At 72.7% G+C, this 25,335-nt stretch carries 19 protein-coding genes; 14 read left to right on the top strand and 5 right to left on the bottom strand.

Annotated elements, in window-relative coordinates; translation table 11 throughout:
* Positions 1–135 precede the first annotated feature (135 nt).
* The 5 genes from QF032_RS29485 to QF032_RS29465 all read right to left on the bottom strand — a co-directional run bounded on the left by QF032_RS29485 (position 136) and on the right by QF032_RS29465 (position 4,073).
* Positions 136–1,059 carry an LLM class F420-dependent oxidoreductase gene (locus QF032_RS29485; RefSeq protein WP_307046660.1) on the bottom strand — a complete coding sequence of 308 codons (924 nt, stop codon included), beginning with the start codon at positions 1,057–1,059 and terminating at the stop codon, positions 136–138.
* Positions 1,060–1,233: 174 nt separating this feature from the next.
* Positions 1,234–1,713, bottom strand: a complete 480-nt coding sequence (locus tag QF032_RS29480) for a DUF6099 family protein (RefSeq protein WP_306955903.1) — start codon at positions 1,711–1,713, stop codon at positions 1,234–1,236.
* 203 nt (positions 1,714–1,916) lie between these two features.
* Complete coding sequence (locus tag QF032_RS29475; protein WP_307046658.1) at positions 1,917–2,246, bottom strand: nucleotide pyrophosphohydrolase; 330 nt, start codon at positions 2,244–2,246, stop codon at positions 1,917–1,919.
* Positions 2,243–3,601 (bottom strand): ATP-binding protein, encoded by a 1,359-nt coding sequence (locus tag QF032_RS29470; protein ID WP_307058101.1) that lies wholly within the window; start codon positions 3,599–3,601, stop codon positions 2,243–2,245. The genes QF032_RS29475 and QF032_RS29470 overlap by 4 nt, the downstream gene beginning before the upstream one ends.
* 82 nt (positions 3,602–3,683) lie before the next feature.
* Positions 3,684–4,073, bottom strand: coding sequence for a cell division protein SepF (locus QF032_RS29465; RefSeq protein ID WP_057575626.1), 390 nt, complete (start codon positions 4,071–4,073; stop codon positions 3,684–3,686).
* A gap of 1,265 nt (positions 4,074–5,338) precedes the next feature.
* Here QF032_RS29465 and QF032_RS29460 point away from each other — a divergent pair.
* From QF032_RS29460 to QF032_RS29395, 14 genes are all read left to right on the top strand, one after another.
* The gene (locus tag QF032_RS29460; protein ID WP_307058099.1) at positions 5,339–6,817 is read left to right on the top strand and encodes a sugar transferase; all 1,479 of its coding nucleotides are present in this window, start codon (positions 5,339–5,341) and stop codon (positions 6,815–6,817) included.
* A gap of 100 nt (positions 6,818–6,917) precedes the next feature.
* Positions 6,918–8,234: a nucleotide sugar dehydrogenase gene (locus QF032_RS29455; RefSeq protein WP_306948776.1), complete on the top strand. Its 1,317-nt coding sequence runs from the start codon at positions 6,918–6,920 to the stop codon at positions 8,232–8,234.
* The gene (locus QF032_RS29450) at positions 8,224–9,495 is read left to right on the top strand and encodes a glycosyltransferase family 4 protein (protein ID WP_307046651.1); all 1,272 of its coding nucleotides are present in this window, start codon (positions 8,224–8,226) and stop codon (positions 9,493–9,495) included. The genes QF032_RS29455 and QF032_RS29450 overlap by 11 nt, the downstream gene beginning before the upstream one ends.
* Positions 9,485–10,873, top strand: coding sequence for a Wzz/FepE/Etk N-terminal domain-containing protein (locus QF032_RS29445; RefSeq protein WP_307046649.1), 1,389 nt, complete (start codon positions 9,485–9,487; stop codon positions 10,871–10,873). Before QF032_RS29450 ends, QF032_RS29445 begins: the two co-directional genes overlap by 11 nt.
* Entirely contained in the window at positions 10,870–12,423 is a 1,554-nt protein-coding gene (locus tag QF032_RS29440; protein WP_307058097.1) for a Wzz/FepE/Etk N-terminal domain-containing protein, read from the top strand. Before QF032_RS29445 ends, QF032_RS29440 begins: the two co-directional genes overlap by 4 nt.
* Before the next feature lie 3 nt (positions 12,424–12,426).
* Positions 12,427–14,352: an asparagine synthase (glutamine-hydrolyzing) gene (gene asnB, locus QF032_RS29435; RefSeq protein ID WP_307058095.1), complete on the top strand. Its 1,926-nt coding sequence runs from the start codon at positions 12,427–12,429 to the stop codon at positions 14,350–14,352.
* Positions 14,353–14,402: 50 nt separating this feature from the next.
* Positions 14,403–16,616 carry a bi-domain-containing oxidoreductase gene (locus QF032_RS29430; protein ID WP_307058093.1) on the top strand — a complete coding sequence of 738 codons (2,214 nt, stop codon included), beginning with the start codon at positions 14,403–14,405 and terminating at the stop codon, positions 16,614–16,616.
* Positions 16,613–18,589, top strand: a complete 1,977-nt coding sequence (locus tag QF032_RS29425; protein WP_307046640.1) for a heparinase II/III family protein — start codon at positions 16,613–16,615, stop codon at positions 18,587–18,589. The genes QF032_RS29430 and QF032_RS29425 overlap by 4 nt, the downstream gene beginning before the upstream one ends.
* A gap of 11 nt (positions 18,590–18,600) precedes the next feature.
* Positions 18,601–20,124: a right-handed parallel beta-helix repeat-containing protein gene (locus QF032_RS29420; protein ID WP_307058092.1), complete on the top strand. Its 1,524-nt coding sequence runs from the start codon at positions 18,601–18,603 to the stop codon at positions 20,122–20,124.
* 1 nt (position 20,125) lies between these two features.
* Positions 20,126–21,373, top strand: coding sequence for an O-antigen ligase domain-containing protein (locus tag QF032_RS29415; RefSeq protein WP_306948784.1), 1,248 nt, complete (start codon positions 20,126–20,128; stop codon positions 21,371–21,373).
* Positions 21,374–21,375: 2 nt separating this feature from the next.
* Complete coding sequence (locus QF032_RS29410) at positions 21,376–22,650, top strand: glycosyltransferase (protein ID WP_307058090.1); 1,275 nt, start codon at positions 21,376–21,378, stop codon at positions 22,648–22,650.
* Positions 22,647–23,882, top strand: coding sequence for a class I SAM-dependent methyltransferase (locus QF032_RS29405; protein ID WP_307058088.1), 1,236 nt, complete (start codon positions 22,647–22,649; stop codon positions 23,880–23,882). The genes QF032_RS29410 and QF032_RS29405 overlap by 4 nt, the downstream gene beginning before the upstream one ends.
* Positions 23,879–24,688 (top strand): glucose-1-phosphate cytidylyltransferase, encoded by an 810-nt coding sequence (locus QF032_RS29400; RefSeq protein WP_306948787.1) that lies wholly within the window; start codon positions 23,879–23,881, stop codon positions 24,686–24,688. Before QF032_RS29405 ends, QF032_RS29400 begins: the two co-directional genes overlap by 4 nt.
* Positions 24,685–25,332, top strand: a complete 648-nt coding sequence (locus QF032_RS29395; RefSeq protein ID WP_307046632.1) for a PIG-L deacetylase family protein — start codon at positions 24,685–24,687, stop codon at positions 25,330–25,332. Before QF032_RS29400 ends, QF032_RS29395 begins: the two co-directional genes overlap by 4 nt.
* The last annotated feature ends 3 nt before the right edge of the window (positions 25,333–25,335 follow it).

Here is a 25,335-nt window from a genome sequence, read left to right as displayed (position 1 = left end):
CACCCGTCGGCCCTGGTCAGCCGTGGGAAAGCCCCCGACTTCCCGGGTCCGGGCGGACGGCCGACCCGGCCGGCGGAGGGGCGGGGGAAGGCCGGCGGAGGGGCGCCCCGCCCTCCCGCCCCGCCCTCCCGCGCCCTACGGCAGCTGGGACTGCACCTGCGCGGAGATCAGTTCCAGGTGGTCCAGGTCGTGCAGGTCCAGGACCTGGAGGTACATCCGCCGGGAGCCGGCCTCGGCGAAGCGGCCGATCCTGTCGACGACCTCGGCCGGGGAACCGGCCAGCCCGTTGGCGCGCAGCTCGTCGACCTCGCGGCCGATCGCGGCGGCCCGCCGGGCGAGCTCCTGGTCGTCCTTGCCGACGCAGACGACGAGGGCGTTGGACAGAGTGATCGCGTCCGCGTCCCGTCCGATCTCCTCGGCGGCCGCCCGCACCCGGCCGAACTGCCGCTCGCTGTCCTCGACCGTGCCGAACGGCATGTTGAACTCGTCGGCGAACCGGGCGGCGAGCCGCGGTGTCCGGGTCGCCCCGTTGCCGCCGATCAGCACGGGGACTTTCGCCTGTGCGGGCTTGGGCAGCGCGGGCGAGCCGGTGAGCTCGTAGTACGTGCCGTGGAAGTCGAAGGTCTTGCCGGGCTCGGTGGCCCACAGACCCGTGACGATCTCCAGCTGCTCCTCCAGCCGGCCGATCTTCTCCTTCGGGAAGGGGATGCCGTACGCCGTGTGCTCCTCCTCGAACCAGCCCGCGCCGAGACCCAGTTCGATGCGCCCACCGGACATCTGGTCCACCTGGGCGACCTGGATGGCGAGCACGCCGGGCAGCCGGAAGGTGCCGGCGGTCATCAGGGTGCCGAGGCGGATGCGCTTCGTCTCCCGGGCGAGACCGGCGAGGGTGATCCAGGCGTCCGTGGGGCCCGGGAGACCGCTCACGTCGCCCATCTTCAGATAGTGATCGGACCGGAAGAAGGCGTCGAACCCGAGGTCCTCGGTGGCTTTCGCCACGGTGAGGAGGGTGTCGTAGGTCGCCCCCTGCTGGGGCTCGGTGAAGATGCGAAGATCCATGTCTCCATCCTGCACGCCGGCCGGCCCGTCGCCCACAAGACCCCGGCCGCCACCGGACCCGAGTTCTCGTCGTCCCGGCGAGGCTCCCGTCGCTCCCGTCTCGCCGGCAGGGCCCCCCGTCACCGTCGTCGCGCAGGCAAGGTGCTCATCGCTCCCGTCGCCCCGGTGCAGCGCTCATCGCTCCGGTAAGGCGGCCTCCCGTTCCTCGCGTTCCTCGCGTGCCGTCAGTTTGCGGAGCATCTCCAGGACCCGGTCCCTGGACTCGTCCGCCGCGTCGATGGCCTCCATGCACTTCCAGTACGTGCCCTGGTCGTCCGCCGAGCTCGCCAGGCCTACCAGGGCGATGCCGACCTCGCCGAGCAGGCCGGACAGATCGAGCAGCGCCTGGCGGGCGTCCTCCAGCTCGGTCAGTCGGGCGGCGAGCAGATCGCCCGGATCGAGGTCAGGAGCGCCCAGCACGCCGCAGCCCCGCCCGGCCAGTTCGGTCAGGCCGAGCGCCTCGCCGCGCAGTTCGGGCGGGCCCGAGACGGCGAGGCGGCTGCCGATCGCCTGCGCCAGGGCCTGCGCCTGCCATACCTGCGTGAGGATCTCCGCGCCCTCGCCGCTGCCCGCCAACTCGCGTCTGCTCGTCAGGATGAGCCGCACCGCGTCCATACGCCGCCCCGTCTGTCCCGACGTGCTGGTTCGCACGTCCGCCCGAACACCCGTGTCCACTACCCAGAGTGAGGGCATGAGGGGCGAAAAGCCAGAGGATGACGGAAATCTGTGGACAACAAATCGATTTCGGTCCGCCGGTCGACTGCGGAGAGTGAAAGCGGATCGGACTGCTCCGCCGAAGTGGCCGCTGTGGAGCGCCGCTAGGGTGCGGGAAATCTGCGCTCGTTGCGGTCGATCTTCGCGTCCAGCGCGGCCAGCGGGTCGATCCCGAGCACCTCGCACAGTTGCAGGAGATACGCGAGCACGTCGGCGACCTCGTCCGTCACCCGGTGGGCGGTGTCCGGGTCGTCCATCACGCGGGCCGACTCCTCCGGCGTCAGCCACTGGAAGATCTCGACGAGTTCGGACGCCTCCACGCTGAGTGCGGCGACGAGGTTCTTGGGCGTGTGGAAGGGCTGCCAGTTCCGCACGGCCGCGAACTCGGCCAGTCGGCTCTGCAGTTTCGCCACATCCAGGTGTCGTTCTGTCACGGACCCAGGTCTACCACCGTCACCCCGTCGGTACGGGCGGCCCAGGAGCCGTCGCCGACCGCCGCGACGCAGCGGATGTGCCCGCGCTCGGCCATCCGCACCGCCAGGCGCAGCAGTTCGGCGCGCTGGCGGACGTCGAGGCCTCGGTCCAGGCCGTCGGCGAGCAGGGTGAGGGTCTGTGTCGCGGCCGGAACCTCGCCGGCCGGGTCCACGTCGAGGACGTCCGGCCCGGTGAGCAGCACCAGGGCGAGGGCGAGGTAGCGCAGTTCGCCGTATCCCAGCCGGGCGAGTTCCGTGGGCCCGCCCGAGGCGCGGTCGAGCACCGCGCGGACCGTGCCGTCGGCCAGCGGTTCGGCGCGCAGGTCCACCACCGGCCCCGCGGGTCCGGCGGATCCGGCGGACAGCGCGGCCACCAGGGCCGCATGCCGCCGTCCGCACTCCTGGCGGGTGCGCCACAGGACGTCGGCGAGGTTGTCGCAGCCGGTCAGGAGGCGACCGGAGCCGGCGGGGACGGGGACGCCCATCCAGTCGGGCTGGGGGTCGCAGGGGAAGACGGACCGCAGGGCGACCACCATCTGCTCGGCGGCGGCCAGCACCTGCCGCTGGCCGTCGGTCTTGCCCGCCACGCGCAGCGGCAGCAGCGCGGTGCCGAGCCGGTCGTCGGGCAGCGGGGCGCGCGTCACCGGCGCGGAGCCGCCGGTGTGCCAGGCCGCCTGCACCGTGCGCCGTCCGGGATCGCGCAGGGCCGTCTCCAGCAGCACGACGCCGCCAGCGCTCAGCCGTTCGCCCACGATGCGCAGTTCCGGCTCGGCCTGCACGGCGACGTCGAGCCGGACCGGCCCTGCGGGGCCGTCGGCCGTGCAGCCGATGCGGAACCCCCGGCGTCGCTGCGCGTCGGGCCGCGCCCCCTGCGGCACGCACGCGACCGGATCGGCGAACACCTCGGCGAGCCGGGCCCCTCCCCCGAGCCGCGCCAGCGCCTCGTACGCCCGCAGCGCCGTGCTCTTGCCGCTGCCGCTGGCCCCCGTGAACAAGGTGACGGCTCCCAGCGGGAACCGCGCGCGCCGGTGCCCCGCGAAAGCGGAGAGCCGCAACTCGGTGACACACGAGCGCGGGTACCGCGCGGGCGCGGCGCCGGCGGGCTCGGACGCCGGACGGGCGCGCGGTGACGCGAGCCCGCCGCCGGCCGCCGACCGCACGGCGCCGCCGCGGGACGCGGCCTGCTGCTCCGCCGCGCAGTGCGCCTGCGCGGGCACGGTGGGGGCCGTCTCCCCGATCGGCGCTCCGCCGTGCGCGGTGGGCGGCAGGGGGGCGGTGGGCGGCAGAGGGGTGGAGGAGGAAAGCGACGAGGGCATGTCCGGACGGTAGGACTCCGCCGTCAGCCGAACCGTTACGCCCCGACAAGCTTCCCACCATCGAGCGACGTGCCCCGCGCCCTCAGACCCCCGGTGCGCCCGCCCCCTCCATGATCCCGCCGACCTCGGTGCCCGGCGGGGTGAGCAGGAAGACGTTGCGGTCGACCCGGTGCATACCGCTCGCCAGGCCGAAGACGACGCCGGTGGAGAAGTCCAGCACCCGTTTGGCGGTGTCGGTCTCCGCCCCGGTCAGGTCGAGCAGCACCGGGATGCCCGCCATCAGCGTCTCGGCGACCTCACGGGCGTCCGCGAAGACGTTGACCCGCAGGACGACGAAACGGCGTCGGGTCTCCGTCTCGGCGTCCGGGAGCGAGCGGTGGTCCACCGCCGAGGGCCACGCGTCCCGGCCGCGCAGCGGAACGACCTGAGCGAGCCCTTCCCACTGTTCATCGGTGACGTCGTAACGGTTCACCGGCACCCCCAGAACTGACTCGCCTTCAATGCGTGCACCAGTCAATTCTTACGCCAAGTCACCCGTTCGGCCCAACAGCGACACGGACCGCCACCGCACCGGTCCCGGACGGCGCCCACTCACCCCGCCCACGGGGACCGGGGCGTCGTCAGGCCGGCCTGCGGGCTGACGGCCCCGATGATGCCGAGCGGGTCACGGCCGGAGCCCCGTCGGTGACGCGGTTCCGGCCGCAGGACGCGGTTCCGGCCGCAGGGCGCGGTTGCGCCCGCGCCGTTCCGCTTACGTGGCGCGCTCCGACTGCGTGATGCGGTTCCGTGGGGTGGCGTTCGACCGGATGCGCTCGAGCCGCCTCACCGATCGATCATCAGGTTCCGCTGCCGCAAAGCAAGCCGGTTGCCCCTCTTGACGCTCTCGCCCTGCCGCGAAGGCGAGAGTGTGGTGAATTGCCTTTGGCATATTCTCGCGCGAGTCCGGAGGGAATCCCCGGCCGTCGGCCGACGGCCGGAAGACGTGACACCGAAACGGATTCGCTCACCCGGGGGATGTCACCGCGGACCATTCATGATCAATTCATGCGGTCGCGGCGGCCCGCCGAGCGGCCCGCCACCTCGACGCCCGAAGCGGCACACGATCGTGCGCAAACCGGGCGGTCGCCACCGAACCCGCTTGCGCGGAGGGGCAGTTGCGGCTCGCCGCCCGCCAACGCGCGGGAGCCGGGCCCAAGTGCCGGGCGAGCTGGCGCAACGCGCGTCGGTCACAACGAACCCGAAGGCGGTCACCGGCCGACGGAGCAGCCCCAAACCTTAAACACAAATTACACACATCCTCTCTTCATACCGGCTCCTCATGGTCTAGATTGACCTTGCTTCGGCCGTTCGAACACGAGGCGACCGTAATGATCTATTGGTCTGGCGCTGCGGAAGGCCGGTAAGCGCGTCCTCGACGCCGGACGTGGGGGTGATCAATTCCTGGGGCCCGAGAGGGGCTTGGGTGCGGGGAGCACTCAAGGTCTTCGACGGGTCGCCGCACACCTCGAGAGTCGGGCGGGACATACGAGTCCACTGCCGCCGGGGTGGGTGTTCGAGTAGCGCCGGAATACCGGGATGTCATGCGCGGGAGGCGGGGGCCTGCCGCGGGAGGACCGGCGCGACACGGGAGGCGGGGGCCTCCCGAGGGGAGGGACGGTACGGGGGGCGGGGGCCTCCCGGGGGGAGGAATCAGTGTTAGGCGAACACGTCGAACCACTGGGGAACCTGGGGGGTTCTGTGCGGCAAGGGGAGCTAGTCAGCCCGTTTCCGTCGGCGCGCGGGCGTCTGGAGAACGACACGATCAGCCGGCCCGCGATCGACTGGGAGCAGCGGTACCGACGTACCGTGATCATGAGCGACACGGCGGCCACCGCCTTCGTGGTGGCGGGGATCGGCAACTTCTTCGGAGCCCGGGACGCTGCCAACTGGCATGAGAAATGGGGCATTCTCGCGTTCGGCACCGAGCTGCTGGTGCTGGGGGCGCTCGCGGTCAGCCGGTCGTGGGCGCCGGCCGTGCTCGGCCAGGGCGCCGAGGAGTTCCGCCGGCTCGGACGCTCGCTGTTCGCCGCGACCGTCGTCCTGGCGCTCGGCGGGATCGCGCTCACCTCGCGCAACATCAAGCTCTGGATCTTCGTCGCGATCCCCGCGATCGCGCTCGTCACCATGACCGCGCGCTATCTGCTGCGCCTCTCGCTGCACAGGCAGCGCAAGGAAGGCCGGTGCCTGCGACCGGTGCTCGCCGCCGGCAGCCCCGCCACGGTGAGCGACCTGATCACCCGCACCCGTAAGTTCCCGCATCTGGGCTGGCGGGTGGACGCGGTGTGCACGACGGACGGTCCCGGGCTCGACGGTGATCTGCTGGACGGAGTCCCGGTGGTCGGCCAGCTGGCCGACGTCGCCAAGCACGTTCACGGCGACGGCTACCGTGTCGTCGCGGTCACGCCGGACCCGCACTGGTCGCCGGAGCGGCTCCAGCGGCTGGCCTGGAACCTCGAAGGCACCGACGCCGAGATGGTCGTGGCCCCCGTGCTGATGGAGGTGGCCGGCCCGCGGCTGCACGTCGACGCGGTGCTCGGGATACCTCTGCTGCGGGTCAGCATGCCGACCTTCACCGGGGGGCGCCGGGCGGTCAAGGGCGTCGTCGACCGGATGGGCGCGGCGGTCCTGCTGGTCCTGTTCGCGCCGCTGATGGCGGTCGTCGGGCTGCTCGTGCTGATGGACAGCCGGGGCGGGGTGTTCTACCGCCAGCGCAGAGTCGGCAAGGACGGCGGCGAGTTCACCATTCTCAAATTCCGCACCATGGTGGCCGACGCCGACCGGGCGCGGGCCCAGCTGGCCGACCTCAACGAGGGCGCCGGCCCGCTGTTCAAGCTCCGCCGGGATCCGCGGGTGACCCGGGTGGGAGCAGTGCTGCGCCGGTACTCGATCGACGAACTCCCGCAGCTGTTCAACGTGCTCACCGGATCGATGTCGCTCGTCGGTCCGCGGCCTCCGCTGCCGGAGGAGTCCGCCGCGTACGGCCCGGACATCCGGCGGCGGCTGCTGGTCAAGCCCGGCCTCACCGGCCTGTGGCAGATCAGCGGACGCAGTGACCTGTCGTGGGAGGAGGCGGTGCGGCTGGACCTGCGGTACGTGGAGGACTGGTCGCTCGCCCTGGACACGGTGATCTTGTGGAAGACGATGCGTGCGGTGCTCTACGGCCAGGGGGCCTACTGATGTGCGGGGGGCAACTGATGCGCGGGGGGCTGGGGTCCGACGACCCCGCCGGCGTGCGGAACGCAGGCCGCGAGGGCCTGCCCGGGGGGAGGAACGGGTCATGAAGGTCAGCGTTTTCGGGCTCGGCTACGTGGGCTGCGTGTCGGCCGCGTGCCTTGCCAGCATGGGGCACGAGGTCATCGGGGTCGACGTCAACCAGGTGAAGGTCGACCTGGTCAACGACGGCAAGGCCCCGGTGGTCGAGGAGCGGATCGGCGAGCTCATCGCCGACGTCGTGCGGACCGGGGCGCTGCGCGCCACCGGCGACGTCCGCGAGGCGATCATGGACAGTGAGATCTCGCTGGTCTGCGTGGGCACGCCGTCGGAGCCCAACGGCAGCCTGTGCACGACGTACTTGGAGCGGGTCACCGAGGAGATCGGCGCGGCACTGGCCGAGCGGGGCGGGCGGCACACCGTGGTGTTCCGCAGCACCATGCTGCCGGGCACCTGCCTGAACCTGCTGCTGCCGATCCTGGAGAAGTACGTCGGCGGCACGGCCGGGGTGGACGTCGGGGTCGCGGTCAACCCGGAGTTCCTGCGCGAGGGCACAAGCGTGCGGGACTTCTTCGACCCGCCCAAGACCGTCATCGGCGAGCTCGACGCGGCGAGCGGCGACGCGGTGGCGGCGCTGTACCAGGACCTGCCCGGCGAGGTGTTCCGGGTGCCGGTCCCGACGGCCGAGGCGATCAAGTACGCGGACAACGCGTTCCACGGTCTCAAGATCGGCTTCGCGAACGAGCTGGGCGCGGTGTGCCAGGCCCTCGGGGTGGACTCGCACCAGGTGATGGACGTGTTCCTGGCCGACCGCAAGCTGAACATCAGCCCCGCCTATCTGCGGCCCGGCTTCGCCTTCGGCGGCTCCTGCCTGCCCAAGGACCTGCGCAGCCTGGTGCACGCGGCGCAGCGGGCGGACGTCTCGGTGCCGATCCTGTCCCATGTGCTGCCGTCCAACTCCGACCATCTGCAGCGCGCGGTGGAGTTGGTGGAGCGCACCGGGAAACGCCGGGCGGGCCTGTTCGGGCTGTCCTTCAAGCCCGGCACCGACGACCTCCGCGAGAGCCCGCTCGTCGAGCTGGCCGAGCGGCTTTTCGGCAAGGGGTACGACCTGAAGATCTACGACGCGAACGTGAGCCTGTCCCGGCTGCTCGGCGCGAACCGCGAGTACATCGAGACCCGGCTGCCGCATCTCGCGCAACTGCTCGCCGATTCCGTCGAGGAGGTGCTCGAGCACGCCGAGGTGTGCCTGGTCGGGACGAAGGATCCGGCCGTGCTGTCGGCGCTGCCGCACGGCGACGCCCCGGTGATCATCGATCTCGTCCACCTTCCCGACGCCGACGCGCGCCGGGCCGAACAGGGGTACGTGGGCCTTGCCTGGTGATGCGGGAAGCGGCGACCGGCCGGGCCGGCGCGCGCTGATCCTGGTGGAGAACCTGTCGGTGCCGTTCGACCGGCGGGTGTGGCAGGAGTGCACGACGCTGCGCGACGCGGGCTGGACGGTGCACGTCATCTGTCCGCAGGGCACGAAGCGGGACACCGAGCCGGAGGCAGTGATCGAGGGGGTGCGGATCCACCGCTACCCGTTGCGCGCGGCCACCGGGGGGCCGTCCGGCTATCTGCGGGAGTACGGCTCGGCGTTGTGGCACACGGTCCGGCTGGCCCGCAAGGTCGGCCCGGTCGACGTGGTCCACGCCTGCAACCCGCCCGACCTGCTGTTCCTGCCCGCCCTGTGGCTGAAGCGGCGCGGCGCGCGGTTCGTCTTCGACCAGCACGACCTGGTGCCCGAGCTGTACCTCTCCCGGTTCGGCCGCGGCAAGGACCTGCTCTACCGCGCCGTGTGCGCGCTGGAACGGCGGACCTACCGGGCCGCCGACGTCGTGCTCGCCACGAACGAGAGCTACCGGGACGTCGCGGTGCGCCGCGGCGGCAAGCGGCCGGCGGACGTCTTCGTGGTGCGCAGCGCGCCCGACGTCGAGCGGTTCCACCCCGTGCCGCCCGAGCCGGAGTTGAAGCGCGGCAAGCCTCATCTGCTGTGCTATCTCGGCGTCATGGGTCCGCAGGACGGCGTCGACTACGCCTTGCGGGCCCTGGCGAAGCTGCGCGACGAGGTCGGGCGGAGCGACTGGCACGCGGTGTTCGTGGGCGGCGGCGACACGTTCGACGCGATGGTGGAGCTGTCCGGGCGGCTCGGGCTCTCGGAGCAGGTGCAGTTCACCGGGCGTATTCCGGACGCCGACCTGGTGCGCTACCTGTCCACCGCGGACGTGTGCCTCTCCCCCGACCCGAACAATCCGCTCAACGACGTGTCGACCATGAACAAGGTCCTCGAGTACATGGTGATGGGCCGGCCGGTCGTCTCGTTCGACCTGCGCGAGGCGCGGGTCTCCGCCGGTGACGCCGCCGTGTACGCGGCCGCCGACGACGAGGCCGAGTTCGCCCGGCTGATCGCCCTGCTGCTGGACGACCCGGAGAAGCGGGCCCTGATGGGCAAGATCGGCCAGGAGCGGATCGGCGGGCCGCTGTCCTGGCGGAACTCCCAGCGATCGCTGCTCGCCGCCTACGAGGCTGCCTGCGGTGACCGGGCCCCGGTCACGGCGCGCGACCCTGACCCGGCAGGGGAAGGCCGCACCATTGAGCGATGACACGATACGCCTGGTCACCATCGGGCGGATTGTCCGCCGGCGTTGGCGGCTGCTCACCGTCTTCGCCCTGCTGGGTGCGCTCGTCGGGTACGGCGCGTCCCTGCTGTTCCCGCCGCGCTACACGACCTCGGCGTCGGTGCTGCTGCCGGGGACGTGGGAGGAGCGTGAGCTGCTGACGCAGACGGAGGTGGCGACCAGTTCGGTGGTGGTCGACCGCGCGGCCGCCACGCTCGGCTGGAGCGGGGTGAGCGGCAGCGACCTGCGGGATCAGGTCGGCGCCAAGGCCACGGACGGGAACATCATCAAGATCTCCGGCACCGCCGAGACCCCGGAGCGTGCGCAGCGCCTCTCCGACCAGGTGGCCAAGGAGTTCGTCTCCTACGCCACCCGGATCGCGAGCGAAACCGCCGACCCCGGGGCGGCGGAGGAGCTCGCCGCGCTCCAGCAGTCGGTGGAGGACACCAGCCGCCGCATCAGCAAGCTGGCCGACGCGACCGATCCCGGGGAGACCGTCGAGAGCGTGCAGACCCGCACCGAGCTGGAGAAGCTGCGCACCGCGCTGCGCGAGGCCATCAGCACCATCAAGCAGGCCGACCCGGTCGACGACGAGGCGAAGAACATGGTCGTCATGGGGTCGGCGGCCCGGCCGACCGGCGAGGCGCCGCCGACGAGGACGCAGCTCGTCGCCGGCGGAGCGCTGCTGTTCCTGCTGTTCGCGGTGATCGGCCATCTCGCCGCCGCGCGGATGAGCCGCCGGCTGCGCGGCGAACCGGAGATCGCCGCGGCGCTGGGCTCGACGCTGCTGGGAACCGTCGACGTACCCGTCGAACGGCCCACGCACCGGTCGGCGGGCCGTGGTCCGCGGGCGTGGATCCGCCGGCTGCTGGGCCTCGACGTCCGGTGGAACATCCCGGCCCCGCAGCTGTCCGGCGACGAGGCCAGCAGGCAGATCCGCTACCGGCGGGTGTGCTCGCGGCTGCGGGACCGGCTGCCGTCCCCGCAGCGGCTCCTGGTCGTCTTCCCCGAGGGCGACGAGATCGCCCGCCGGGCGGCGGGGCAGCTCGTCGACGTGGCCGGGAGCGATCCGCTGCTGCGCGCGGTGGCGGTCCCGGTGTCCCGGCCGATGGTGCCGGACCGCGAGCGCGAGTCGGGCGCGCTGGTCGTGCTCAGCGCCGGCAGTTGGACCGCGGGGGAGCTCGCCGGCGTCTCCGAGGCGTGTGCGGACGCGGGGCACGCGGTCGTCGGCGTCGTCCTCGCCGGTCCGGTCCGTGCGACGCGGTCGGCCGACCGCCCTCGGCGCACCGCCGTACCCGCGCCCGCCCCCACGCCCACGAGCTTCGACGGCGAACGGGACGACGCGACAGGAGTCACAGGGTGACGACGAGTACGACCGCGGCGTCGTCGACCGCCGCTCCGCTGCTGGACCTGCAGACCCTGGTGGCGGCGGTGCGCCGACGGCGCCGCCTGTGGGGTTCCCTCGCGCTGCTGGGGCTGCTCGTCGGCGCGGCGGTGGCGTTCCTGCTGCCGGCGCCGCCGACCGCGGTGACCAAGGTGCTGGTCGCGCACGAGGAGGACCAGCCGAACGACCCCGGAACGCTCATCCGTACCGACGTCGCGCTGCTGCAGACCACCCGGATCGCCGAGCAGGCGCTGAAGTCCCTGCGGTCCCCGGAGAAAGCCGAGGACTTCATGCAGGACTACAGCGGTACCGGCGTGACCAACAACGTGCTGCAGATCACCGTGACCGGTGACAGCGACGCGGAGGCGGTGGCCCGCGCCAAGGCGTTGGCGGACGCGTTCGTCGCCGACCATGTGAGGCGGATCCAGGAGGCCTCGAAAGCCGAGGCCAAGGCCCTGATCGACCAGCGTGACCAGCTGAAGACCCAACTGGCCCAGGTCAACAAGACGATCGGGGACGGCACCGAGGCGAGCGGGCCGGGGTCGTCGGCGGACCTGGAGTCCCTGTACGCCCGCCGGGCCGAACTCACCTCGCAGATCACCGATTTCAGCCAGCGCGCCGGGGAGGCGAGCATCGGCACGCCCCGGCTCGTCGCCGGCACGCAGATCGTGGACGCCCCGTACGCGGTGCGGCACTCCCTGCCCGGGACCGCTGCCAGGGACGCCGCGATCGGGCTGTTCCTCGGCCTGTTCCTCGGGCTCGCGCTGGCGGCGGTCGGCGCGGTGGTGGCGGACCGTCCCGTGCTGCGCCGGGAGATCGCCGCCAACCTCGGCGCCTCGGTCGTCGCGGAGCTGCCCCACCGGCCGGGCGGCCGATGGCGGCGCCGCCGGGTCCGGGCGGCACGCGAACGGCTCGCCCTGTCCCTGGCCCGCGCCGTGCGCGGCTCCGCGGAACCGGTGTCGCTGCTGGAACTGGGCTGCGCGCGCAACACGAGCGTGCTCGCCCTGGACCTCGCCGGGGCACTGGCGGCGGAGGGGCCGGTGGTGGTCGTCGACGGTCTGCCGGGCCGGCAGCTCGCCGATCGCCGTCCGAAGCCCGGGGACCCGGCCGTGGTCACCGGCGAGCGCGCCGCGGCCGAGTCGCCGCAGGGGCGCAGGATCGGCGTCGGCTCGGTGGCGCCCGGCACGGCGTGGACCGACCTGCAGTACCTCGGCACCCGGGCCGTCCTCGTCGTACGTGCCGGGCACGGCAGCGCCGCATGGCTGCACACCGTGGCACGCCAGCTCGCGGACCAGCACATCGCGGTCATCGGTGTGGTGCTGATCGACCCCGACCCGCGTGACCGGACCGACGGCACGCTGTGGGACGGGCCGCACACCGCGCTGCGCGGCCGCAACGAGCGGCCGGCCCGGCAGATGGGTGGGGGTACCTCCCACGCCGTCCAGGCAGTGGGGGAGGTCCCGCGGCGGACGGAGCGGCAGCCGATGTGGGCGGCACGGGTGCCGGACAGCGACCAGGAGGCTCAGTAACACATGTGTGGCATCGCAGGTACCTACCGATGGCCGGACGGAAAGGTCGTGACCGACCGGCTCACCGACACCCTCGCGCACCGCGGTCCGGACGGGGCGGGCCGCTACGGCCACGCCGTCGGGGACGGCGAGGTGCACCTCGGGCACCGCCGGCTGGCCATCATCGACCTGTCCGAGACCGGCGCCCAGCCGATGGTCTCGGACGGCCTCGTGCTGACGTACAACGGCGAGCTGTACAACGCGCCCGAGCTGCGTGCCGAGCTGGCGGCCGCCGGGGTGCGCTTTCGCGGCACCTCCGACACCGAGGTGCTGCTGGAGGCCTGGCGGCGCTGGGGCACGGACTGTCTGCCCCGGCTGCGCGGCATGTTCGCGTTCGGGATCTTCGACGAGCGGACGGGCGACCTGGTGCTCGTCCGCGACCAGCTCGGCATCAAGCCGCTGTTCCTGCTCCGGCGCGGCGAGGGCCTGGTGTTCGCCTCCGAACTGAAGGCGCTCGCCGCCGTGACGGGCGGGTCGCTGGAGGTGGACCACTCGGCGCTGGTGGCGTCGCTGCTCTACTACTGGGTGCCCGACTCTCGGTGCGCGTTCCGTGAGGCGGAGAAGCTGCCGCCGGGGAGCTGGCTCAGGTGCCGGCCCGACGGCCGGGTGGAGCGCGGCCGGTTCTGGAACCTGCGGGACGTCGCCGCCGAGGGCAGGGAGCGGATTCTGGCCGGCGAGCAGCCGGACATCGCGGCCGTCGTCGAGGAGTCGACCCGGCGCCACCTGATCTCCGACGTTCCCGTCGCGACCTTCCTCTCCGGGGGGCTCGACTCCAGCTATCTGACGGCCCTGGCGGCCCGCGACCGGCCCGGGATCTCCGCCTACACGATCGGGTTCCGCGCCGAGGACGCCAGGTTCGAGGCGATGCCGGACGACCTGCGCTACGCCCGGCAGGTGGCCGGGCGGTTCGGCGTCGACCTGCACGAGATCGAGATCGCCCCGAACGTGCTCGACCTGCTGCCGCGGATGACGTACCACCTGGACGAGCCGATCGGCGACCCGGCCGCGATCAACACGTTCCTGATCTGCTCGGCCGCCCGGGAGGCCGGGGTCAAGGTGATGCTGTCGGGGATGGGCGCCGACGAGCTGTTCGCCGGGTACCGCAAGCACCTGGCCAACCTGCTGGCGCTGCGCTACCAGCGCGTCCCGCGGCCCGTTCGGCGCGGACTGTCGGCGGCGGTGGACCGGCTGCCGGTCGCCTCGGCCCGCCGCGGGTACCGGTCGGTGCGCTTCGCCAAGCGGTTCCTGTCGTTCGCCGATCTGCCGGAGGAGACCGCGTTCCGGCGCAGCTACACCATGTACGACCGGGGCGAGTTGCTGGACCTGATCGATCCGGACCTGGCCGGGACGGTCGACGACGTGCTGACCGAACACGCGGACGTCTACCGGGACAACGACCTCGACGACTTCGTCAACCGTATGTGCCTGGGCGACGCCCGCATGTTCCTGCCGGGCCTGAACCTCGCCTACACCGACCGGTCGAGCATGGCCGCGTCGATGGAGGTGCGCGTGCCGTACGTGGACGTCGAGGTGGTCCGGGCGGCGTTCGCCGTGCCCGGCGCCCGCAAGATCGTCGGGCGGCAGGGCAAGGCCGTCCTCAAGGAGGCGGCGGTCTCGGTCCTGCCCCGGGAGATCGTGTACCGGCCCAAGGGCCTGTTCAGCGCCCCGCTGCGGGCCTGGATGAGCCGGGATCTGGCGCCGCTGGTGCGTGAGGTGGTGAACGACGGCGAGCTGGTCCGTTCCGGGATCCTGCGCCGTGACGCGCTGGCGCGCATGGTCGCCGAGGACGCCGCCGGGCAGCGGGACTTCTCCAAGCATCTGTGGCACGTCCTGACCCTCGAGCACTGGTATCGCGGCGCGACCACCGGGTCCGGCCAGAACTCCCATTGACCACTGACGACTTGACCACTGACGACGGCGCAGAGACAAGAGGACTTCGGGTGAAACAGGTCGTACAGAACTACAAGAGCGGTGAGCTGGCGCTGCTCGACGTGCCGGTGCCGGGGTGCAAGGCGGACGGTGTGCTGGTGCGCAGCGCCTACTCGCTGATCTCCACCGGGACCGAGCTGATGAAGGTGTCCGAGGCCGGCATGTCGATGCTGGGCAAGGCCCGTTCCCGTCCCGACCAGGTGGCCAAGGTCGTGCAGAGCGTGGCCGCCAACGGGGTGCCCGCCACGTATCGCAAGGTGATGGGCAAGCTGGACTCGTACACGCCGCTGGGCTACTCGCTGTGCGGGGTGGTCGAGCAGGTCGGCGCCGGCATCGACGACGTGAAGGTCGGCGACCTCGTGGCCTGCGCCGGCAACGAGCACGCGCTGCACGCCGAGCTGAACTGGGTGCCGAAGAACCTCTACGCCCCGGTGCCGGACGGCCTCGCGCCGCGGCACGCGGCCTTCGGCACCGTCGGGTCGATCGCGATGCAGGGCGTCCGTCAGGGCGAGTCACGGCTCGGCGAAGTGGCCCTGGTCATCGGCCTCGGGCTGATCGGGCAGCTGGTGGTGCAGCTGCTGGCCGCCTCGGGGGTCCGGGTCGTCGGGGCCGACCCCGATCCGGTGCGCTGCGAGCTCGCCGAGCGGCTGGGCGCGGCGGCCTGCGGCGATCCCGGGTCCGCAGCGGTGGAGCACGCCGTCGCCGAACTCACCGACGGGCACGGCGTGGACCAGGTGTACCTGGCCGCCGGCGGCGGCAGCAACCAGCCCGTCGAGCTGGCCGCCCGGCTGTGCCGGGACCGCGGCCGGGTCGTCGACATCGGCAAGTGCCGCCTGGACCTGCCGTGGAACGCGTACTACGAGAAGGAGCTCGACGTCCGGTTCTCCCGCAGTTACGGCCCCGGGCGCTACGACCCGGCGTACGAGCTGGAGGGGCGGGACTACCCGATCGGCTATGTGCGCTGGACCGAGCGGCGCAACCTGGCGTGCTTCCTCGACCTCGCCGCACGCGGCCGGGTCGACGTGGAGCCCCTGATCTCCCACATCGCCGACTTCGACGACGCCGTCCCGACGTATCAGCGGCTGAAGGACGGCGAGTTGAAGGCCGTGGCCGTGCTGTTCCGGTACCCGGAGCAGCAGGAGCCCGACCAGAAGGAGGACGCGGCGCGGGCCCCGGAGGCGGAGGCCCCCGCGGTGACCGTGCCCGCGGTGCGTCGCGGCACGGCGGCGCCCTCCCCGGCCCGGGCCGCCACGGCGCCGGTGCGGCTGGCGTTCGTCGGCGCCGGGAACTACGCGACGTCGATGCTCCTGCCGCATCTGGCGCAGCGCGACGGCGTGGAGCTGTCCACGGTCGTCACCACGACTGCGCTGTCCGCGGCCAACGCGCAGCGGAAGTTCGGCTTCGCCGCGGCGACCACCGATCTCGACGCCGTGCTCGGCGATCCGTCGGTCGACGCGGTGTTCGTGGTCACCCGCCACAGCTCGCACGCCGAACTGACCCGCAAGGCGCTGCTGGCCGGCAAGACGGTGTTCGTCGAGAAGCCGCTGGCGCTGTCCGAGGACGAGCTGGCCGGGGTGCTCGCCGCGGTGGAGGAGTCCGGCAACGACCGGCTGCAGGTGGGCTTCAACCGCCGCTTCGCGCCGCTGCTCAACGAGGCCAGGAAGCGGTTCGGCGCCCGGACCGGACCGGCGAGCCTGCGCTACCTGGTCAACGCCGGCCGCCTCGATCACGGCAGCTGGTACCTCCGGCAGGGCACCGAGGGCTCACGGTTCGCCGGCGAGGGCGGTCACTTCATCGACACGGCGAGCTGGCTGCTCGACGCCGACCCGGTCTCGGTGTACGCGACGGCGGCGCCCGGCAACGAGGACCTCCAGGTCGTGCTGCGCTACCCGGACGGCTCCACCGCCACCATCAGCTACGTCACCACCGGCGCGCCCGGCTTCCCCAAGGAGACGCTGGACCTGGTCGCCGACGGCAAGGTGCTGCGGCTGGACGACTTCGTCCGTGCCTCGGTGTACGGGCGCAAGCGGTGGGTCAGTTCGCGACTGCCCAAGGCCCGGGACAAGGGCCAGTCGGCCGAACTGGCCGCGTTCGTGCGGGCCGTGCGGACCGGCGGGCCGATGCCGGTGCCGCTGGAGTCGCTGGTCGCCACCACGGCGGCCACCCTCGCCGTGCGGACCGGCCTCGCCGGCGGCGCGCCGGTGACGCTCACGGGGGCCCGATGACGGTGAGCGCGGGGAGCCCGGGCTGGTACCTGCGGCGGCTGTCCCGGATGGGGCCGCGGGAGATCGGCGGCCGGGTCGGCGACACGGTGCGCAGGCGGCGGTGGCGGTCGGCGCTGCCGGACGGCCCGAGCGTGACCGGCGCCCGGTTCACCGCGGTCCTGCCCGCGGGGACGCTCGACGCGGTGCCGCCGGACGCCGCGAAACGGCTCGTCGCCGATGCGGACCGGCTGATGGCGGGGCACGCCGAGTACTTCGGGGTGGCCCGCGACGACCTGGCCGACCCGGACTGGTTCCACGACCCGAAGACCGGGCGCCGGGCGCCGGAGGGCTACGCCTTCGACGTGCCGTACCGCGACGAGGACACGGTCGGCGACGTCAAGCAGATCTGGGAGCTGTCCAGGCACCACCACCTCACCGTGCTCGCCGCGGCCTACGCGGTCACCGGGGACGAGCGGTACGCCCAGCGGGTGGCCGCGCACCTGCGGTCGTGGTGGGCGGCCAACGCGCCGCTGTGCGGGGTGCACTGGACCAGCGGCATCGAGCTGGGGATCCGGCTGCTGTCCTGGGTGTGGGTCCGCCGGCTGCTCGACGGCTGGCCGGGCGCGGCCGAGCTGTTCGAGGGCAACCCGGTGGCGCACCGGCAGATCTGGCACCACCAGCGCTGGCTGGCGGCCTTCCCCAGCCGGGGGTCGTCGGCGAACAACCACGTCATCGCCGAGACCGCCGGGCAGTTCGCCGCGGCCTGCGCGTTCGACTGGTTCCCCGCCTCGGCGCGCTGGCGGGCCGACGCGCTGCGGTCGCTGGAGCGGCAGTTGCGCGCCAACACCTTCCCCTCCGGCCTCAACCGCGAGCTGGCGAGCGAGTACCACGGGCTGGTGCTGGAGCTCGGTCTGGCGGCGGTGGCCGAGGCGGACGCCGCGCACGTGCCGGTCCCCGCGACGGTGCGGCTGGTGCTGCTGCGGATGACCGACGCGCTCGCGGCCGTCGTGGACGACCGGCTGAGGCCGCCGCGCCAGGGCGACGCGGACGACGGGCACGGTCTGGTCGTCGACGGCGCGGGCACCGACCGCTGGGGCTCGCTGCTGGCGACCGGCGAGGCCGTGTTCGGCAGGCTCGCCTGGTGGCCGGCCGTGACCGGCACCGATGTGCGCACCGGGCTGTTGGCCGCGCTCGTCCGGCCGTACGCGAAGGAGGGAACCGGGCCGGCCGTGTCCCGCCCGGCGAACCGGCCGGACCGTTTCGCCGACGCCGGCATGACCGTGCTGCGGGGTCCGGGGAAGATCTGGTGCCGTTGCGACGGCGGCCCGCACGGATTCCTGTCCATCGCCGCGCACGCCCACGCGGACGCGCTGTCCGTGGAGGTGCGGCACGACGGGGTCGACGTGCTCGCCGACCCGGGGACGTTCTGCTACCACGGGCAGCCCGAGTGGCGGCGGTACTTCCGCTCGACCCTCGGCCACAACACCCTGGAGCTGGACGGCGAGGACCAGTCCGTCTCCGGCGGCCCGTTCCTGTGGACCCGGCACGCCCGCAGCCGGGTCCTGGTCGCGGACACGTCCGGCGCCGGTGACGGGGGGACGGTCCGCTGGTGCGCCGAGCACGACGGTTACCTGCCCTCGGTGCACCGCCGACGGGTGGAGCTGACGGCCGCGAGCGGGGAGCTGCGGGTGGTCGACGAGGTCCGCGGCCCGCGGCGGGCCGTGCGTCTGGCGTTCCACCTCGGCCCGGCGGTCACCGCCGAGCTGGCGGGGAACCGGGCGCAGCTCACCTGGACGCGGGACGGCGAGGACCGCTCCGCGGTGCTCGACCTGCCAGCACAGCTGTCCTGGACGGCGCACCGGGGGGAGAGCGACCCGCCGCTCGGCTGGTACTCCGCCGGCTTCGGGCGCAAGGAGCCCGCCACCACCCTGGTCGGCGCCGGCTTCACCGACGGCACGGAGAGCTTCACCACCGTGCTCGGGTTCGAGGGTTAGGGGGAGGGCGCGTGGGGATCACGTGGCGGCACCGGGCGCTGCCGGCGGCAGCGCTGGCGCTGGCAGCGGCGACCGGCTGTGACGGCGGCACGACGGACGCGACGCCGAGACCGACCGCCGTGCCCTCCGCGCCCCCGACGTCCGTGGTCAGGGTGTGCGCCAAGCCGGCCGCCGGGCCGGCGAAGGCGCCGGCGGGCGCGGTGACGATCGACCCCGCGGTGCCCGGCGACCTGGCCGCGAAGACCGAGAGCAGTCCCCCGCACTCCACCTTCTGGCTTCGGCCGGGCAGGCACACGCTCCTGTCGAACCGCTACGACCAGGTGATCCCCAAGGAGGGGGACGTCTACGTCGGGGCGCCGGGCGCGGTGCTCGACGGCCGCGAGAGCAACCACTACGCGTTCGGCGGCGCCGCCGCGGACGTCACCATCCGCCACCTGACCGTGCAGAACTTCGTCGCGCCCCGTGACGAGGGCGTGGTCAACCACGACTCGGCCGACGGGTGGGTGATCGAGCACGCGACGATCCGGGACAACTCCGGTGCCGGGCTGATGGCCGGGGCCCGCCAGCAGGTCCGCGCCAGCTGTCTGCGCGACAACGGCCAGTACGGGATGAACGCGTACAAGGCCGGCGACGTCGGCGGCCTGGTGGTCGAGGGCAACGAGATCGTGGGCAACAACACGGACGACTGGGAGCGGCAGCGGCCGGACTGCGGCTGCAGTGGGGGCGTCAAGTTCTGGGCCGTGAACGGCGCGGTCGTCCGCGGCAACTGGGTGCACGGCAACCGGGGTACCGGGCTGTGGGCGGACACCAACAACAACGACTTCCTCATCGAGGGCAACCTCATCGAGGACAACGACGGCGCCGCGCTGATCTACGAGATCAGCTACAACGCGATCATCCGGAACAACACGATCCGGCGGAACAACTGGGTCGAGGGCCGCGCCTACGCGGCCGCCGGCGACACGTTCCCGTTCGCGACCGTCTACGTGTCCGAGTCGGGGGGCGAGCCGCGTGTCCGGGCTCGGACGGACAAGCTCGAGATCTACCGGAACGTGCTGGAGAACAACTGGTCCGGGATCACCCTGTGGGAGAACGCCGACCGGTTCTGCAACAGCCCGGCCAACACCTCGTCCGGGGACTGCACGTTGCTGGTGAAGGACGCCGGCCGCTGTGTGCAGCCCGCGATCGCCGGCGCACCGCTGTACTCCGACTGCCGGTGGAAGACCCAACGGGTGGACATCCACGACAACCGCTTCGTGCTGGACAAGTCCGTCGTCGGCTGCACGGCGAAGTGCGACCTGATGGCGGTGCTGTCCAACTACGGCACCTACCCGGACTGGTCGCCCTACCAGGGCGAGCGGGTGGCCGAGGCGATCACCGGCCGGCAGCACAACCGCTGGCACGACAACGTCTACGTCGGGCCGTGGACCTTCGTCGTGCACGACGCGAGCCGGACGGTCGGCGTCAAGCAGTGGCAGGCCGCGCCGTACCGGCAGGACGCGGGCAGCACCTTCCGCGCCGGGGACGGTGGTTGAGATGAGGTCCACGGACACCACCGCCGAGCACACGTCGAAGATCGTCGGGACGGTCTGGGGGCTGCTCGTCCTCAACACCCTCGGCTCCGCCGGGGCGGTGACCATCGTCCCGCTGCCCCGCTCCCTCATCCAGATGGTCACCATGGGCTCGCTGGTCGCCGCGTTCTCGCTGGCGCTCGTGGCCAACCCCCGGGTGCGTGTCCGGGCCAGCGCCTACGTGTTCCTGCTCACCCTGCTGCTGGTGCCGAGCCTGATCTCCAGCGTGGACCAGGGGGCCGGGCTCGGCGCGCTGTTCCGCTGCTTCCGGCTGGCGCTGTTCGTCGGCACGCTGTGGCTGCTCAGCCGCTGGTGGGACGGCGGCCCGACGTTCGTCCGGCACCACATCCGGATGTACTTCGCGGTGCTCGCCTCGGTGGCCGCCGGCCTGGTCGTCTCACCGGGCGCCGCCATGCCCGACCTCTACGGCGGACGGCTGGTGGGCGCGCTGTGGCCGCTCACCCCGCCGCAGATCGGCCAGTACGCCGCGGTGATCATCGGGCTCACCGTGCTGCTCCTCCTCGGCCACCGCACCGACCGCAGGAGCGCCGCCGTGGTCGTCGTGCCGTCCCTCGGCCTGCTCGCACTGACCCACACCCGCACGGCCACGCTCGGCCTGATCATCGCGCTGGTGCTGGCGATCACCTCGCTCGTGCTGACCAGCGCCGCCGCCCGCCGGGTCTTCTCCTGGGCGGTGCTGTGCGCGGCGGTGGCCGCGGTGGGGTTCAGCTCCGCCCTCCAGGCGTGGTTCCTGCGCGGGCAGAGCCAGGAGAACTTCGCCAGCCTCACCGGCCGGGCCAAGGTCTGGCACGCCCTGCTGGCGGCGCCCCGGACGACCACGGAGCACCTGTTCGGCACGGGCCTGGGCGACAAGTCGTTCGGCGGGCTGCCGATCGACAACAGCTGGCTGGCCGTCTACAACGAACAGGGCGTGACCGGCATCGCCCTGGTGGCGACGATCATCATCGTGCTGGGCGGCGTCGCGTTGCTGCGGCCGCCGTCGCTGTCGAGGGCCTGCGCGATCTTCCTGATCAGCTACTGCGCGATCGCCTCGTACACCGAGGCCGGTCTCGGCGACGCCTCGCCGTATCTCCTGCATCTGGCCGTGGCCGCCTCGCTGCTGGCGGCGCCCGCCGAACCCGCTCCCCCGTCGAGGCCCGACGCGCCCCGACGTCCCGTCCCGCGCTGGGCCCGTACCTCGGAGGTGACCTGAGCATGCACGTCGTCGTGGTGCACAACCGCTACGCCTCGGCGCAGCCGAGCGGGGAGAACAAGGTCGTCGACCAGGAGGTGGCGCTGCTTCGCGATGCCGGGCACCGGGTCGAGGTGTTCGAGCGGCGCAGCGACGACATCGCCGCCCGGTCGTTGCCGGGCAAGGTCGCGATACCGCTGCTGGTGCCGTGGAACCCGGCGGTGCGCGGGGAACTCGCGGCGAAGCTGCGCGCCGAGCGGCCGGACGTGGTGCACGTCCACAACGTCTTCCCGCTGCTGTCGCCGGCGGTGCTGGCGGCCTGCGCCGACGCCGGTGTGCCCGCCGTCGCCACACTGCACAACTACACCCAGGTCTGTCCGCCCGGCACGCTGCAGCGGGACGGCAGGCCGTGCACCGAGTGCGTCGGGTCCGCGCCGCTGCCCGCCGTCCGGCACGGCTGCTACCGCAACTCCCGGCTGGCGACGGTGCCGCTCGCGGTGAGCCTGTCGGTCAACCGGCGGCGGTGGTGGTCCGGCGTGGAGCGGTTCTTCTGCATCTCCGCGGCGCAGCGCGACGTCCTGGTGCGGTCCGGCATGCCGGCCGAGCGGCTGGCGGTGAAGCACAACTTCGTGCCCGATCCGGACGACCGCCGTGTGGGCGCCGGCGAGCATCTGCTCTACCTCGGCCGGCTCGCGGAGGCCAAGGGCGTGCGGCTGCTCATGGCCGCCTGGGACGAGATCGCCGCCGGCGGCGGTGTGGGCGTGCCGCTCGTGATCGCGGGCACGGGGCCGCTGGAGCGGGAGGTGGCCGCCTGGGCGGCGGGCCGCGACGACGTGCGCTACGTCGGCCTGTACGACTCGGCGGAGTGCCGCAAGGCCGTCGCCCGGTCGGTGGCCGTGGTGGTTCCCTCCACCTGGCTGGAGGCGTTCGGCCTGGTGGTGGTGGAGGCGATGGCGGCCGGGGTCCCGGTCGTCGCCGCCGGACACGGCGCCTTCGTCGAACTCGTCGAGGAGGGGGTGACCGGGCTGCTGCACCGGCCGGGCGAGGCGGCCTCGCTCGCGTCGTGCCTGCGTGAGATCACGGACGGATCGGTCCGCAACCAGGAGATGGGCCGGGCGGCCCGGCGCCGTTACGAGCAGGGCTTCAGCCCGGCCGTCGGCCTGGAGCGCCTGGTGGAGGGGTACCGCACCGCGATAGCGGGTCGGTCCGGCGGCGGGGACAGCCCGCCGTCGGTAGGGGACAACAGCACTGGCTCGCGGCGGGGGCGCCCCCGCGAGCGGGATGGGGGCAGTAGATGACACGATGCCGACTCTGCGGCTCGGCGGCGCTGGCGAGCGTCGTCGATCTGGGGGCGACCCCGCCGTGCGAGAGCTTTCTCGCCGCGGACCGACTGGACGATCCGGAACCGGCGTACCCGCTGCATCTGCGGGTCTGCACCGACTGCTGGCTCGCGCAGATCCCTCCGCTGATCACGCCGGAGGAGACGTTCAAGGAGTACGCGTACTTCTCCTCCTTCTCCACCTCGTGGGTGGAGCACGCGCGCTCGTTCGTCGCCGACGCCGTGGAGCGGGTGGGTCTGGGCCCCGACGCCTTCGTGGTCGAGGTCGCGAGCAACGACGGGTACCTGCTGAGGCACGTGGTGGACCGGGGGATCCGCTGCCTCGGCGTCGAGCCGTCGGTGAACGTCGGCGCGGCTGCACGGGACGCGGGCGTGCCCACGCTCACGGAGTTCCTGAGCCCGGACACCGGCTCGGCCGTCCGCGCCGAGCACGGCCCGGCGGACCTGGTCGTGGCCAACAACGTGTACGCGCACATCCCGGACGTGGTCGGGTTCACCCAGGGGCTGCGCGCCCTGGTCGCCGACGACGGCTGGGTCTCCGTCGAGGTGCAGCACCTGCTGACCCTGATCGAGGAGAACCAGTACGACACGATCTACCACGAGCACTTCCAGTACTACACGGTCGCGTCCGCGATCCGGGCGCTGGCGAGCGGCGGACTCACGCTGGTGGACGTCGAGTTGCTGCCGACGCACGGCGGCTCCATCCGGCTGTGGGCCCGGCCGGCCGAGGTGGCCGGCGAGCCGACCGCGCGGGTGGCCGAGGTGCTGGACCGGGAGAAGGCGGCCGGGCTGCAGGAGCTGTCCGGGTACACCGAGTTCTCCGCCCGGGTGGCCAAGGTGCGCCGGGATCTGCTGCGGTTCCTCATCGAGGCGGCCGAGCGCGGCGAGACGGTCGTCGGCTACGGCGCGCCGGGCAAGGGCAACACCCTGCTCAACCACTGCGGCATCCGGCCCGACCTGCTGGCTTACACGGTCGACCGCAACCCCTACAAGCACGGCAGGTTCACCCCGGGCACCCGCATCCCGATCCTGGCGCCCGAGCAGATCGCCGTGGACCGGCCGGACTACGTCCTGGTCCTGCCGTGGAACCTGCGGGCCGAGCTGGTCGAGCAGTTGTCGTTCGTGCATTCCTGGGGCGGCCGACTGGTCTTTCCCATACCGGAACTGAGCATCGTCGAGGTCACGTCATGAAGGTCGTACTGTTCTGCGGCGGCTACGGGATGCGGATGCGCAGCGGCGCCGCGGACGACGTGCCCAAGCCGATGGCGATGGTCGGCCCGCGGCCGCTGATCTGGCACGTCATGCGCTACTACGCGCACTTCGGGCACACCGAGTTCGTCCTGTGCCTCGGGTACGGGGCCCACCACATCAAGGACTTCTTCCTCAACTACGAGGAGACGACGTCCAACGACTTCGTGCTGAGAGGCGGGCGGACGGAGCTGTTGTCCACCGACATCTCGGACTGGACGATCACGTTCGCGCAGACCGGCATCGAGTCGCCGATCGGGGAGCGTCTGCGCCGGGTGCGGCACCACCTGGACGGCGACGAGATGTTCCTCGCCAACTACGCCGACGTGCTGACCGACGCCCCGCTGCCGGAGATGATCGACAACTTCGCCCGGCGCGACGCCGGTGCGTCGATGATGGTGGTGCCGCCGCAGTCCTCGTTCCACTGCGTGGATCTGGGCGAGGACGGCCTGGTGGGGGGTATCACCGCGGTGAGCGACATGCCGCTGTGGGAGAACGGCGGCTACTTCGTGCTCCGGCAGGAGGTCTTCGACCACATCCCGGAGGGCGGTGACCTGGTGGCCGACGGGTGCGGACAACTGGCCAAGCGCGGGCGGCTGGTCGCGCACCAGCACCGCGGCTTCTGGAAGCCGACCGACACGGTGAAGGAGCGGGCCGCGCTCGACGAGGCGTACGCCCGGGGCGAGCGCCCGTGGGCCGTGTGGGAGCGGGACGGCGCCCGCGCGGGTGCCGGGACGGGGGCCGTGTGATCCGGCTCGGCGCGGGGCGCCTGGACCGGGTCGTCGCGGTGGGCGCGCACTGCGACGACATCGCCATCGGCGCCGGCGGCACCCTGCTGACGCTGTGCCTCGCGCGGCCGGGCATCCGCGTCGACGCGCTGGTGCTCTCCGGCGGCGGCGGTGAGCGCGAGCAGGAGGAGCGGGCCGCGCTCGCGGCCTTCTGCCCGGGTGCCGACCTGCGGCTGACCGTGCTCAAGCTGCCGGACGGCCGACTGCCGTCGCACTGGGGTGAGGCGAAGGACGCGGTGGAGGAGCTGCGTGCGCAGACCGAACCGGATCTCGTCCTCGCGCCGCGCACCGACGACGCGCACCAGGACCACCGAGGGCTGGCGAAACTGGTGCGCACCGCGTTCCGCGACCACCTCGTGCTCGGCTACGAGATCGTCAAGTGGGACGGCGATCTCGGCCGTCCGTCCGGGTACCAGCCGCTGTCCGCGGAGGTCGCCGAGGAGAAGGTGCGGCTGTTGCAGGAGCACTACCCCTCGCAGCGGCACCGGCCCTGGTACGACCGGGAGGCCTTCCTCGGGCTGGCCCGGATCCGCGGCATCGAATGCCACGCGCGCTACGCCGAGGCGTTCGCCGTCACCAAACTCACTCTCGACCTGGGGGAATGAACC

The sequence above is a fragment of the Streptomyces achromogenes genome (assembly GCF_030816715.1).
In the GTDB taxonomy this organism is placed as follows: domain Bacteria; phylum Actinomycetota; class Actinomycetes; order Streptomycetales; family Streptomycetaceae; genus Streptomyces; species Streptomyces achromogenes_A.
Note: the sequence above shows the minus strand (reverse complement) of the source record. Positions and strands in the feature narration are given on the sequence as shown.

Bases quoted from the DNA above. Each gene is read 5' to 3' on its own strand.
- QF032_RS29405 (WP_307058088.1), top strand. From the start codon at position 22,647: ATGACACGATGCCGACTCTGCGGCTCGGCGGCGCTGGCGAGCGTCGTC.
- QF032_RS29485 (WP_307046660.1), bottom strand. From the start codon at position 1,059: ATGGATCTTCGCATCTTCACCGAGCCCCAGCAGGGGGCGACCTACGAC.
- QF032_RS29470 (WP_307058101.1), bottom strand. From the start codon at position 3,601: ATGCCCTCGTCGCTTTCCTCCTCCACCCCTCTGCCGCCCACCGCCCCC.
- QF032_RS29425 (WP_307046640.1), top strand. From the start codon at position 16,613: ATGACGGTGAGCGCGGGGAGCCCGGGCTGGTACCTGCGGCGGCTGTCC.
- QF032_RS29455 (WP_306948776.1), top strand. From the start codon at position 6,918: ATGAAGGTCAGCGTTTTCGGGCTCGGCTACGTGGGCTGCGTGTCGGCC.
- asnB (WP_307058095.1), top strand. From the start codon at position 12,427: ATGTGTGGCATCGCAGGTACCTACCGATGGCCGGACGGAAAGGTCGTG.
- QF032_RS29480 (WP_306955903.1), bottom strand. From the start codon at position 1,713: ATGGACGCGGTGCGGCTCATCCTGACGAGCAGACGCGAGTTGGCGGGC.
- QF032_RS29410 (WP_307058090.1), top strand. From the start codon at position 21,376: ATGCACGTCGTCGTGGTGCACAACCGCTACGCCTCGGCGCAGCCGAGC.
- QF032_RS29400 (WP_306948787.1), top strand. From the start codon at position 23,879: ATGAAGGTCGTACTGTTCTGCGGCGGCTACGGGATGCGGATGCGCAGC.
- QF032_RS29415 (WP_306948784.1), top strand. From the start codon at position 20,126: ATGAGGTCCACGGACACCACCGCCGAGCACACGTCGAAGATCGTCGGG.